This is a genomic window from Cryomorphaceae bacterium (assembly GCA_017798125.1).
Taxonomy (GTDB): Bacteria; Bacteroidota; Bacteroidia; order Flavobacteriales; family ECT2AJA-044; genus ECT2AJA-044.
On record CP059070.1, the window covers coordinates 2052459 to 2064543 of the forward strand.

The following is a 12085-nucleotide window of genomic DNA, read 5'->3' on the forward strand; positions in this document are numbered from 1 at the left end:
CCTAAAGATAGGACTTCAATTGCAAAACAATGCGGGCCACCGCTGGGCAAACCTCCGTATTCTTGCCGGTCAATTGGAGGATCTGATGCATGTTTTTTCTATTTGTATGGGGGTATTCCCGACAGGCTCTAGGGCGTACAGAATAGATGGAGCAGTAGTTGTCTGGTCCTAAGAATGCGCACGGAGAAGATTGCAACACGTAGTCTCCATCTTCATCCATGCGGAGGTACTGATCAATAAAGGCAGATGGCTTGAGCCTGAGGTGGGCGGCGATTCGGTCAATATCGCGGTCGATAAAAATTGGGCTTGTCGTTTTACAGCAATTGGCACATTCTAGACAGTCGATTTTTTCAAAGGCCTCTTCATGCGCTTCGTGAAATTCATCGTCAAGCCGATTGGGCGTTTTCCTTTTCCACTGAGAGAGCTTCTTTTTAATGCTCTTCTGTTCGCTCTCTGCTTGATCGAGGTATGTCCGGTATTCGGACTTCATGACTTTGAGTTGTCCTCTTCGCGGAAAAGAGGCTCTACAAAGGGGAGTGCAGGGACCTTGGCCTGTTTGGTGATCTTCAAGAAATCCTTAAGCGCAGGATATTGATGCATGGTCAAGTAGTTTCCAAGTTCTTCTTTGCGCTTGTCGTTTTCTTCTGCTTCAATACCAATGAATGGAATATTCAGGTTGTAACAAGACTTAATGTCCCACGTGGCATCGCCTACATAGACCAGGCGCTTGAAGGAATCCACTTTGTTTTCCTTTTTACTCTTTTCAATGGCCTTTTGAACAATGCGATCCCGGGTCAATCCGTCGTCAGCCGTCACAACATCGAGCTGCTTGTAGTAAAACCCAGAGCTTTCAAGTTTGAATTTCGCAGAAAAGCGCCACGATCCCGTAGCAATGATAAAGGCCCATTTAGGATGGGCTTTAATTTCATGCAATAGCGTCTGGATGCCGTCCACCGGTTCAAAGCTGTTGCTCTGATCCTTAAGGGTCTTCTTTAAATTTTTCTTGAAGCGTGCCCGAAACTCGTAGTATTCATCGTAGCTGGGATTGCGGTCCAGGTACTTTTGGTACAGCTCAAAAACAATGGCGCTATCCGTAACGTGCTTGAATTCATTGAAATCTATCCGATCAATTTTTCGATCGAAGATATCTTTGGCCGTGGCTCGAAAGCAGGCTTCATCAACGGGATTGGTTTTGGTAATGGTCCCGTCTATATCGAATATCACAAGATTCATTGGTCCGCCGGAAACGCTTTAGGTTCGGTTTAGGCGGTTAAAATTAAGTGAATTCAAAGAAAAGCGAATATTAAGTTTTCCGAAAGGTGGGCAGGTCCGACCAGATGTCCAAATGATGCTCCAACGTATATTGCTGCTTACCGCTATTTACAAGGCGGTAATTGACTTGAGTATGAAAATCTAAAGGTTGTTTCCGCTCCTTGTACGATTGGAAATGATCCACAAAGCCTGAAAACTCCTGCCCGGGATACATGTCAATTCCAGACTTGAAGAGCTTCAAGCGATCTATACGGCGGTGTATTTTACGGCGACCAACCAAGTATTTTGCACCGAGTATGGGCTTGCTGAAGTTGATGCGTAAATCCTGAACTAATTCGGAACCAAAATTCAAAAGCCTGAAATGCAGTACTTGCCCTTCGACCTCAAAAACGAGCGCTATGTTCGGGGATGCTTTCATTTGGGGTCTTGAACGGTCATGCCTTCATGGGCAATCGTTAGACTTTCCACGGCCCATTCACTGCGATCCGCAACCAAATCTCCAAATTCCACTCTTCGCGGGAAGGCGTCTTTGACTTGCCAGACGCGAACTGGTTCGTGCTGCTCATTGAGCAACTGGATCAGAATATCCCGACGTTGAACCTTGTTGAGTTCAATGGTCTTCATCCAATCGAAAAATTCATTGTCACCAGCGAAGGTTCCACGCTTCAGGGTGATGTCAGAATACTTGACCATTCCAGGCATTTTTGACGGGCTGTAAACGGCTTCAGCACCACCGCGATATTCAATGACTTCGACTTCTATAGATAGGCCGCTCACTTCCGCGAAGGAAATTTTGGAACCGCCCCATTGTACGGTAAAGTGAAAGGAGGGAAGGGGGTAACTCATAATACTGCTATTTCAATGGTTAATGTTTTATCGATGCTTTCTTTTCCGGACCAAGGCTGCCAATAGAACAGTTCTATAGAAGTGGTCCCAGTTGCTTTAACTCGAAAAGTGTAGCGCATTCTTCCGCCACCTCCTGGAGCATTGCTTTCTTCCACGTATTCTTCTTCTACCTTCTCAAGTAATTCATCACTTGACCACTCCCATTGGTATCCGGTGCCTCCGAGATAGGGCAGGTCCAAAACAAAGGCATCCCCGGTTTTCAGCTGGAGATTTCGAGGATCTTCAAAGTAGACGACTTCCATTCCTTGAAAGGTAAAAAAAGCCGCCAGGAGTACGATACTCCTGCCGGCCCAAATTGAGGAAATTACCACACGTACATTTCAGTAATGCGGTTATTTTCCAGCTTAATATTCACTGTCCTGTTCTTGTTTTCGGCCATGCCGGCAACAATAGTAAAGGCAGCGACAGCACTGTTGTGGTCAGGTTCGAACTTCTTCCAGCCCATCCCGGAGATATACGCCCACGAATTGCGCGCACCATCGGTTCCGTAGAGCGAAGTGATCTTCTTTCCATTGTGCCAAGTACCGGAGCCGAAGGCCTCTTGGTCATTTCCAAAAGACTCTTCGGGCGGTATCTGCGCGGGTCGTTCTTCGGTGGAAAAAGCCCCGGAATTAACCCCTTCTGAAGGCGGGTCTACACTGGGTGCATCCGCTGGGGTAGCTTGTGCCGCCTTAGTTGTATCTGGCGGCGTATCTGTTGGTTTTGTTGATTTTTTAGCCATTTTTTATTGCTTTATTACCACACGTAGGCGGTGGTGATTTCGCCTTTATTGATGTAGAGCTTACAGCTGCGATTACCCGCTTTTGCTGTGGTCAGCTGAGCCACGAGGTTGATGAAGCCGTTCTCATCGCGGTTCGAGATTTTCTTCCATCCCTCACCCGTGATGTAGGCCCAAGCGTTCCGGTTGTTCTGCTGTACCCAGAGTCCAGTGACCTTGACGCTGTTCAACCAGCCGGTATCTACTATTCCGTTGATGCCCCACATTTTATTGTCGATGCCAACTTGACCGTATCCTATACGGAAATAGCCATTGTCTCCCCAGCCGGTACCCCAGCTGTTCTTGCAAATCCAAGCTTGTTGCGCATCACTGTAGCCAACAACGCAGACACAGTGCCCCCCTCTTGAGGTTGCTCCTGCTGATTTGCGATAGACTCCAGTTCGGTAGCCAAAGAAGTCTGAATACACTGTATAGCATGCGATCAGTGGACCTTTGGTTGAGATCCAGTCCTTCATGGCGTTGATGTTGGTGATTTCAGTGCTGCCACTGATCTTCGTCACTCGACTGGCCCAATCACTGCAACGTCCGCTGCAGTTCTGGTCACCCGCTGTGTACGGATAGCAGGCCTCGTCCGTTACACCCGTGTTCTGGTAATGCGAGAGAGCTGGTGGGACCCACCAACCTCCGTTGGAACCACCACATCGCCGTCCTTCAGAGCGTGCGTGACAGTAGAATAAATGAGCTTCTGAATAATCCACCGCTAGGTTGGGATTGTTCTTGGCTCGTCGTTCAGTTCCTTCGACCGCTGCAACGGTTCCAAAGGCGACGCAACTTCCACAACTCCCTTGGTTTTTCACCGGAGTGATGTAATTTGCACCGTTTACATTGCGTAAATCATAGGCCCCGGGTGCTCCGAAACCGCCGTCGTTACCGCTCATTGCCGTGAGGTACGATTGAAAGTTTTGGGCCGAAAGGGCCTCTTTTTCTTCCATGTTGGGTTCATCGGGCCCGGGCGTATAGCCCAAGTAAGCTTGCTGCTCCTTGGCCGTCAATTCCAACATGAAGTTTGATCCCGCTTCCCAAGAGGCATTCTCCTGGGAGAGGGTGTCCTGAAGTGCTTTCAGGGCTTTTTGTCCTTTTTCCATTGGATAAAAATTGAGTTAGACTTAGGTGATTTATTATTGACAGAATTGTCCAGTATTGACCCATTCGGCGCTCAGCATGGTCCAGAAGTCCTGGGTGAGGTAGCGTCGGACATAGTCGTAGGGGAGCCAGCCGTAGCCGTCTTCGCCCCATTCCGTGCCCCATGAATTTCGAATGAGAAAGGAACCGCCGTTGCGGTTGTCGTCGTAGCCACACATCACTACGGCATGGCCACCGCGGAGTCGATCGCCCTCTTGCGGAACGGGGATATCTCCATTGAGTTGTGCTTGCTGAATGCTGTCGTAGACGCTGAATCCGAACATTATAGCCAATCCACTAGCCATGGCTTGACAGAGATCCTCAACAAGGGCTTGTCCTCGACGATCTCCACCGTCAAAGCGGAAATAAGTTAGCGCTTGAAAGTTTTGTCCAAAAGCGTAGTGAAATGCTTCAGGCTCCTCTTCGTATTTAGCAATGTCGTAGGGGTAAAACTCCTCAGGGGGCACACCGAAAAGGGTCATCGCGCCCATTGTAGTGCGTAAATAAGCTCCGGTATCACCCGTCCATTTCAGCAGATTGCGCGTCACTTTATACAAGAATAGGCGGGAACCTAGTTCATGACGCCCGTGCGCGCGTTGTTGATAGTAGCAGTAAAGTGAGGTTCCGGCGTGGGCAGTACAGCTCCCGAGTGAACCTTGTTGTTGTATGGGTGGGAAAAACCCTCTATTGTCGACGAGCTCTGGTCTTTTGTCTTTCCGGAACTCTGTTTTCTCGAGCAGTTTCTCCACCGGATTCAGGGCTTTATCGGCCGTTGAATTCGGTCTGAAATCTTTAAAACTGGGCAGGTCGGGCATCCAACCCATCCCTTGCAAAGGCATGGACATCAGTCATCGCATTTAAGTATTCGACATGCACACCACCTCACGGTGGGATGTGAAACTAGGTTGCGATCCTCTCTTTTTTAGGTGGCGGGGTTGAGGAGAGGTCAGTCCTAAATATGCAAGATGTAAGACAGGTGTTTCGTGACCGAGCGGAAGTCCATGATGCTCAAAGCCAAAGTAGATAAACTTCCTGCAATCAGCAGGAAGATGGAAGTTAGGAAAATATTAACTTCAAGCCAAAACACCACCGATGGGACAATTTTTATGGCTGCTGGACAATGGTCACGGCGGCGTCATGGATGGCGTATACCAAACGCCAGGGAAGCGAAGCCCTCTTTGGGACGACGGCACCCAACTCTTTGAAGGAGAGTTCAATAGAGCTATTGTTAACCGCTTAATCGAACTGTGTGTACCCGAGGGTATCCGGTACCAAAACATTGTTCCCGAGCTCGAGGATGTGAGTTTGGGAGAGCGTGTGAGGAGAGCGAATGCGTACCATCCTCAAGACTCCTGTATTTACGTTAGCGTGCACAGCAATGCTGGCGGAGGGCGAGGGTATGAGGTATTTACGAGTAAGGGCGAGACTCGTTCGGACCGTGTGGCTACGGTATTTTTCGACCACTTTAAACAGCAATTCCCGCACAAAGCTATGCGAAGTGATGTCTCCGATGGAGACGTCGACAAGGAGGCTAATTTCTACGTGCTTCGAAAGACCTTGATGCCAGCGGTCCTCACGGAGAACTTTTTTATGGATAATGAAGAGGAATGTAAGGATATCTTGATGACTCGGGAGGGACGGGATAAAATAGCGATGGCCCATTTTACAGCCATGCAACACATTGAAGCAAACGGTCTACCAGGGTAAAGCCCCGGCCTCTAAAGATGAAGGGTGTTTGCGTAAACGATAGCCCTTGGGATATCCGTTGTTGATTCGGCCGCGAACTTGTTTGCCCATTCCTAAGGGTACGTCCCGATATGCGAGAACGACCATTCCTGGGTCCGTGGCCTCAATGCGGAGATCTCCACCGTGGAGATAGGACAAGGCTTGGTCTCGGTCGAGTTCGATGTGCGGAAGATCGACCCGGCATGCACGGCTCCAAACGGCCTCTGTGGTAGGCCTAAGTTCACCCCCTTTTTCCTCGCTCAGTTGAGGGCCTTTTGAAATATATCTAATACCATTTAGGAGTACTTCACGAGGTGTTTGAGTGGCCTTCAGGGCCCATGGAACTTCAGGAGCACCAGTAGACGAGCGCACATCGCTAGAGACAAGAGTCCCCGGTTTTTGAAGAAGGGTAAAGAAAAATCCTTCACCACGCACTTGATCCGTATAGCATTGATATCCAAAGCGCTCGGCGTTTCCAATGCGCTCAATTCCCCAGTCTCGGTTTAAAGGAACCTCTAAGACTCGAGCATTCAAATGTGACCAAGCATCAAGATTCTCAGCGGGATCAAAGGTACAAGTAGAGTAAAGCAAGAATCCGCCAGGTTTTAAGGCAGGCCATACGTCGTCCAAGATTTGGCTTTGTCGGGTGCTGCACTGTTGGCCTGACTCCGGAGTCCACTCCTTCCGCGCAGTCTCATCTTTGCGAAACATTCCTTCTCCTGAACAGGGCGCGTCGACGACCACTAGATCGAAGGTCTCTTCATGCGGAGTGAAATGCTCCGGCGCATTATTGGTCACGGCAATACGCGGGCTTCCCCAGCGCAGAACGTTTTCCTTTAAAATAGATGCCCGTTTCGGAATGATTTCGTTGGCCGTGATGTAATGTGAATCGGGTAGACACTGGTCTAGAAGGAGGGTTTTTCCTCCGGGAGCTGCCGAAAGATCCAATGCGTGGGCGCTTTCCGGTAAAATCGCTCCAAGATGAAGAAGAGCTTGCTCGAGCAACATGCTGCTTGGTTCTTGAACGTAGTATACGCCGGCATGCCACCAAGGATCGGCGGCAAAAACGGGTCTGTGATCAAGATAGTACCCGTGGGAGCTCCACGCGACCGGTTCTAGGTCTGGAGCAGGACGCTTCCAGGAATTCCAACGAATACTCAGTGTTGGGTCTTCATCTAAGGACTTGAGAAGGTTTGTCGCACGCAGAGGTGCATCGCGCCGTAGGCGCAAAACAAATTCTTCCGGTAGGGGGGTGTTCACTTATTCAACCACTTCGACCCCGCGCCAAAAGGCCACGTAGTTCTTGATTTTCTCAGCGGCACTCTTGGTGTTGGGGTAGTACCAAGAGGCGTTTTCATTGACCTCACCGTCTACTTTGACGTGACGGTAACTCGCTGTTCCTTTCCAAGGGCAAACAGTATGGTAGTCGCTGTCTGAGAAGAATTCGGACTTAATGGATTCTGGTGGGAAATAGTGATTGTTTTCTACGACAATCGTGTCTTCTGATTCTGCAATCACTTGTCCTTTCCAAATAGCTTTCATGCTTGTGCGTTTTGATGGAGATGTACATCTCGTTGTGGGAATGGAATAACGATTCCCGCAGCCTCAAGTTCAATTTTTCCTCGTTCGATACAATCGAAGTAAACATCCCAATAATCATCTGGGTGACAGTGTGGTCGTGCGGCAATTTCGACAGAACTGTCTCCCAGGCCGGATACGCCTACAAATGGAGCTGGGTCCTCTAAAGATTTGGGATGTTCGCTCAAAACTTTGAGCAGGACCTCTTTGGCCTTAGCTATATCGTCGCTGTAGCTAATTCCAAAGGTTAGATCAATCCGGACGAACTCCTTGGCACTATAGTTCTTCATGGAGCCATTACTCAGAGCTCCGTTGGGAAGAATGACCAAGCGGTTTTGTGGAGTCAAAATCTTGGTGACAAAAATCTGGATCTCTTCAACGACCCCTAAGTGTCCCTGAGCCTCGATTAAATCGCCCACTTTGAAGGGCTTGAAGATCAAGAGCAATACACCACCGGCTAAATTGGCAAGCGATCCTTGAAAGGCGAGTCCAATGGCTAAACCCGCGGCACCGAGTACGGCGACAAAAGACGTGGTTGCAATTCCGACCATTCCGGCCACAGAAATGACCAGAAGTGCCTTTAAGCCCCAACTCACCAAACTTTTCATGAAGGGGCGCAAGGTCTCATCGACATCCCTTTTCTCCATGATTTTAACGGTCTGTTTGGTGATGACCTTGATGATGCGCAATCCAATAATGAGGACCAGGATGGCGCCAACGACCTTGGGGCCAAATTCTGTTAACAGGTTCCAACCTTTTTCAGTCAACTGATCGATGTTTTCCATTCTATAGCGTATTAAAATGTTGTTGGATCATGTCCTGGACGATCTGAATGGTGAAGGGTTTGGCGATAAAGTCGGACATACCGGCTTCAATACATCGCTGTTGGTCTTCTACCATGGCGTTCGCCGTCATGGCTATGATCAAGGGTTTATGTTGCTTGTCCGAAGATAGAATTTTTCGGGTCGAATCCAGTCCGTCCATTTCAGGCATTTCCATGTCCATAAAGACTAAGTCGAAATCGATCTGTTCGCAAAGTTCATGGGCTTCCAATCCGTTCGCTGCCAAGTTTGGTTCATATCCGAGTTTCCCAAGCATGTGGGTAATCACTTTTTGATTGATCGGATTGTCTTCGGCAACCAAGATCCGAACTCGGTTTTCGCCTTCTTCGGGCTTTACCTCTTGGCGGAATAAATTGTCCGACTCAGACTCTGTGTCGATTCGATGATCAAGGCCCAGCGCTTTCGCAATTTGCTTGTACAACCGCAGCCTGCTGACCGGTTTTGTCAAATACCCATTCAATTCCGCTCGATCGTCTTGATGAATCAAATCGCCAATACTGGAGAGAATAATCACCGGCAGGTCTTTTTTAGAGAACTCGTGTCGGATGTTTTCGGTCCATTGGAGACCGTCCAAATCAGGCATATTCATATCCACCAAGGCCAAGTCGAAGTTTTTCTCACCGTCCTTTACCCACCGCAAGGCCTCCAATGGGTCTGTAGTGCTCTCAAAGCGGACATCTAGAGGAGCCAATTGTTTTTCTAGAATCTTCAAGTTCGTTTTGTTGTCATCCAACAGGAGTAGATTCTTGTGTTCTAATTGGTGAAGGTCAATGATGTGTTTTTTAGCGGAAAGCTCTGTGCCTTTTACCAGTGGGACTGTAAAGAAGAAGCTCGTCCCTTTTCCTTCGGTGCTGCGAACCCAGATGCGTCCTCCAAGAGCTTCAACAATCTTTTTACATATGGCCAAACCAAGGCCCGTGCCGCCGTATCGTCGAGTAGTGGAGGCGTCTACCTGGGTAAAGCTCTGAAAGAGTCGGTGCAATCGATCCTCCGGAATACCGATACCGGTATCTTCCAAGTGAAAGAGAAGTTCTGGACCCCGTTCCGTTCGCTGCGCACTCACATTCAAATAGATTTCGCCTTTTTCGGTGAACTTGACGGCGTTGTTGGCCAAGTTGACTAGGACTTGGCGTAAGCGCGTGGAATCGGAGATCATAGAATGGGGGACATCCTCTTCGAGGAAGTACATTAATTCCAAGTTCTTAGAACGCGCAACACTGCTGATCAAATCAAAAGTATCTTCCACGATATCAGCCACATAGAACTCGGCGTGTTCCAATTCCAACTTTCCGGATTCAATCTTGGAGTAGTCCAAGATGTTGTTAATCACCCCGAGCAGATTCTCTCCAGAGACCTTGATGGTGCGCACGTAGTCATCTTGCTCTTCAGATAGTTTCGTCTCCGCCAATAATCCCGACATGCCAATCACCGCATTCATCGGTGTGCGAATTTCGTGACTCATGGTTGACAGGAACTGCGACTTTGCTCGAGCACCGGCTTCCGCTTCTTCTTTGGCCGCAATGAGTTCTTGCTCATATTCTTCGCGCCTCTTGACCTCTATTTCGAGCTGGACCTTTTGCTTTTCAAGTTTTTGAGTGCGCTCAATGACTTTGTCTTCTAGAGACCGATTGTATTCAATAAGTCGGTCTTCGCGGCGGCCGGCAAAAGAGGCAAAAAGGCCCAAAAAGAAGGGTGCGGTGTCGATAATGAGAAGAAGGCCGTCTTGGTGATGCAGTTCTGTAATGGAGAGCTCTGGATGGTCTTGGGCGCGAATAATGGTCGCTACCAGCGGGAAGAACAATCCGAACAGCGCTCCGTAGAGCGTATATCGAAGGGTGGAGTTCATAGCGTTGTTTTGAGAGGGCTAGTGAATGTACGACTTCTCGCAGATTAGAAACAAAAAAAGGCCACCTCTAGAGGTAGCCTTTTCACTTGATATTGTTCCATGCTTATGCGTCGATCAAATCGTAGCTGCGCTTGATGAAGCTGGTAAGCGCCTCACCCTTAAGCATGTTTTGACTCAGCTTGGCCAAATCTACACCTTGATTAATCAGCGCCGTTCGTTTGTTTTCGTCCGACTCTCCTTGGATTCGTCCGACCAATGGATGGTTGACATTCACAATCAGATTGAAGCTGTCCGGCAAATTACCCATACCCATCATGCCGCCGCCGGTCATGCTCATTTCCTTCATTCGGCGCATGAACTCGGGCTGTGTTATAGAAAAGGCCGGAGATTTTTCACTCTGGGCCTCCAAAGCCACCGTGAATTCTGCTCCTTGAAGAGCGGCTTCAATAACCGGCTTCAATGCTTCTTTTTCCTCTTCTGAAAGCTTGCTTGGATGCTCGTCGTCCTTGGCGATGAGCTTTTCAATAGGGTCACTGTCCACACGAGCGAAGGATACTTTGTCTCCGTCCATTTCTAGACGCTGCAAAAGGTGTCCTACGATGGGACTATCCAAGTTCAACACGTCGTATCCGAAACCTTTGGCCTCTTCAATGAAACCGTGCTGCTCTTCTGGATTGTTGGTATACAAGATGACCAGCTTTCCATCCTTATCCGTTTGCGCATCTTTTACCTTTTCGGTGTACTCCTCAAACGTGAAATGCTTGCCCTCTACATTCGGGTATAGGTTGAATTTCTTCGCTTTCTCAAAGAACTTCTCTTCGCTGAGCATTCCATACTCAATAATGACCTTGATGTCTTCCCAAATGGATTCTAGGCGTTCGCGATCATTCTTGAAGAGTTCTTCCAGTTTGTCCGCTACTTTTTTGGTGATGTGTGAAGAGATTTTCTTCACATTGCTATCGCTCTGCAAGTATGAGCGCGACACGTTCAACGGAATATCCGGAGAGTCAATCACCCCTTGCAACAAAGTCAAAAAGTCAGGTACAATACCTTCAACGCTGTCCGTCACAAAGACCTGATTGCTGTACAACTGGATCTTGTCCTTTTGTACCTCGATGTTGTTCTTGATTTTAGGGAAGAACAATACTCCAGTCAAGTTGAACGGATAGTCCACGTTCAAGTGAATGTGGAAGAGCGGCTCGTCGAACTGCATCGGATAAAGCTCGCGATAGAAGTTCTTGTAGTCTTCTTCTTCCAAGCTTGATGGAGCCTTGGTCCATGCTGGAGCTGGGTTGTTGATGATGTCAGGAACGACTTCTGTTACAGCGTCATCGCCTTCACCTTCGGTAACTTCTTTAGTTCCAAATTGAATTTCAACGGGAAGGAACTTACAGTATTTGTTCAGGATTTCTCGAATTCTGGACTCTTCCAAGAATTCCTCAGAATCCTCACTGATGTGGAGGATGATTTCACTTCCACGTTCTTCTTTCTTGCTCTTGGTTAAACGGTACTCAGGGTCACCTTCACATTCCCAACGAACGGCTTCAGTACCTTCACCTTCTTTGAAAGACTTGGTGTTGATCTCCACCTTATCGGAGACCATGAACGAGGAGTAAAAACCAAGTCCGAAGTTCCCAATGATACCCGCTCCATCCATTTGCCCCTCGTATTGGGACATGAATTCCTTGGCACCGGAGAAGGCGACTTGGTTGATGTATTTCTTGACCTCTTCTCCGGTCATTCCGAGTCCTCGGTCCTTGAAGGTCAATGTTTTAGCTTCTTTATCGATAGAAACCTCAATTCGGGTTTCACCGATCTCGCCATTGAATTCTCCCAGACGAGCGAGTGTCTGTAACTTCTGGGTAGCGTCCACCGCATTGGAGATCAATTCGCGGACGAATATTTCGTGGTCGCTGTAGAGAAACTTCTTGATGATCGGGAAAATATTCTCCGACTGAACGTTAATCTTTCCTTTGGCCATGATGTATTTCTTTGGTTTGATTCTGCAATAGTCAA

Annotated in this window: 14 protein-coding genes; 1 reads left to right on the forward strand and 13 read right to left on the reverse strand. The window is 48.4% G+C overall.

All coding sequences use genetic code 11. The annotated features are described in order from the left end of the window. Nucleotide 1: 1 nt before the first annotated feature. The 8 genes from HZ996_09035 to HZ996_09070 all read right to left on the reverse strand — a co-directional run bounded on the left by HZ996_09035 (nucleotide 2) and on the right by HZ996_09070 (nucleotide 4923). Nucleotides 2–490, reverse strand: a complete 489-nt coding sequence (locus HZ996_09035; GenBank protein ID QTN39275.1) for a YkgJ family cysteine cluster protein — start codon at nucleotides 488–490, stop codon at nucleotides 2–4. After that, nucleotides 487–1233, reverse strand: a complete 747-nt coding sequence (locus tag HZ996_09040) for an HAD family hydrolase (protein ID QTN39276.1) — start codon at nucleotides 1231–1233, stop codon at nucleotides 487–489. The genes HZ996_09035 and HZ996_09040 overlap by 4 nt, the downstream gene beginning before the upstream one ends. Nucleotides 1234–1303: 70 nt before the next feature. Then, entirely contained in the window at nucleotides 1304–1690 is a 387-nt protein-coding gene (locus tag HZ996_09045) for a hypothetical protein (GenBank protein ID QTN39277.1), read from the reverse strand. Next, entirely contained in the window at nucleotides 1687–2118 is a 432-nt protein-coding gene (locus HZ996_09050; protein QTN39278.1) for a phage tail protein, read from the reverse strand. Before HZ996_09050 ends, HZ996_09045 begins: the two co-directional genes overlap by 4 nt. After that, nucleotides 2115–2420 carry a protease inhibitor I42 family protein gene (locus tag HZ996_09055; protein QTN39279.1) on the reverse strand — a complete coding sequence of 102 codons (306 nt, stop codon included), beginning with the start codon at nucleotides 2418–2420 and terminating at the stop codon, nucleotides 2115–2117. The genes HZ996_09050 and HZ996_09055 overlap by 4 nt, the downstream gene beginning before the upstream one ends. 62 nt (nucleotides 2421–2482) lie before the next feature. Next, nucleotides 2483–2899 (reverse strand): hypothetical protein, encoded by a 417-nt coding sequence (locus HZ996_09060; GenBank protein ID QTN39280.1) that lies wholly within the window; start codon nucleotides 2897–2899, stop codon nucleotides 2483–2485. A 14-nt stretch (nucleotides 2900–2913) separates the two neighbouring features. Beyond that, nucleotides 2914–4041 carry a peptidase C1 gene (locus tag HZ996_09065; GenBank protein QTN39281.1) on the reverse strand — a complete coding sequence of 376 codons (1128 nt, stop codon included), beginning with the start codon at nucleotides 4039–4041 and terminating at the stop codon, nucleotides 2914–2916. A gap of 33 nt (nucleotides 4042–4074) precedes the next feature. Continuing rightward, entirely contained in the window at nucleotides 4075–4923 is an 849-nt protein-coding gene (locus HZ996_09070) for a C1 family peptidase (protein ID QTN39282.1), read from the reverse strand. A gap of 247 nt (nucleotides 4924–5170) precedes the next feature. Between HZ996_09070 and HZ996_09075 the strand changes: the two genes are divergently transcribed. After that, nucleotides 5171–5785, forward strand: a complete 615-nt coding sequence (locus HZ996_09075) for an N-acetylmuramoyl-L-alanine amidase (protein ID QTN39283.1) — start codon at nucleotides 5171–5173, stop codon at nucleotides 5783–5785. Here HZ996_09075 and HZ996_09080 read toward each other — a convergent pair. From HZ996_09080 to htpG, 5 genes are all read right to left on the reverse strand, one after another. Further along, nucleotides 5774–7063 (reverse strand): rRNA methyltransferase, encoded by a 1290-nt coding sequence (locus tag HZ996_09080; GenBank protein ID QTN39284.1) that lies wholly within the window; start codon nucleotides 7061–7063, stop codon nucleotides 5774–5776. The two genes, HZ996_09075 and HZ996_09080, sit on opposite strands and share 12 nt — an antisense overlap. Further along, nucleotides 7064–7345, reverse strand: a complete 282-nt coding sequence (locus HZ996_09085; GenBank protein ID QTN39285.1) for a DUF427 domain-containing protein — start codon at nucleotides 7343–7345, stop codon at nucleotides 7064–7066. Further along, the gene (locus HZ996_09090) at nucleotides 7342–8166 is read right to left on the reverse strand and encodes a mechanosensitive ion channel (GenBank protein ID QTN39286.1); all 825 of its coding nucleotides are present in this window, start codon (nucleotides 8164–8166) and stop codon (nucleotides 7342–7344) included. The genes HZ996_09085 and HZ996_09090 overlap by 4 nt, the downstream gene beginning before the upstream one ends. A 1-nt stretch (nucleotide 8167) precedes the next feature. Beyond that, nucleotides 8168–10069, reverse strand: a complete 1902-nt coding sequence (locus HZ996_09095; GenBank protein QTN39287.1) for a response regulator — start codon at nucleotides 10067–10069, stop codon at nucleotides 8168–8170. Nucleotides 10070–10172: 103 nt separating this feature from the next. After that, entirely contained in the window at nucleotides 10173–12050 is a 1878-nt protein-coding gene (gene htpG / locus HZ996_09100) for a molecular chaperone HtpG (protein ID QTN39288.1), read from the reverse strand. Between the last annotated feature and the right edge of the window lie 35 nt (nucleotides 12051–12085).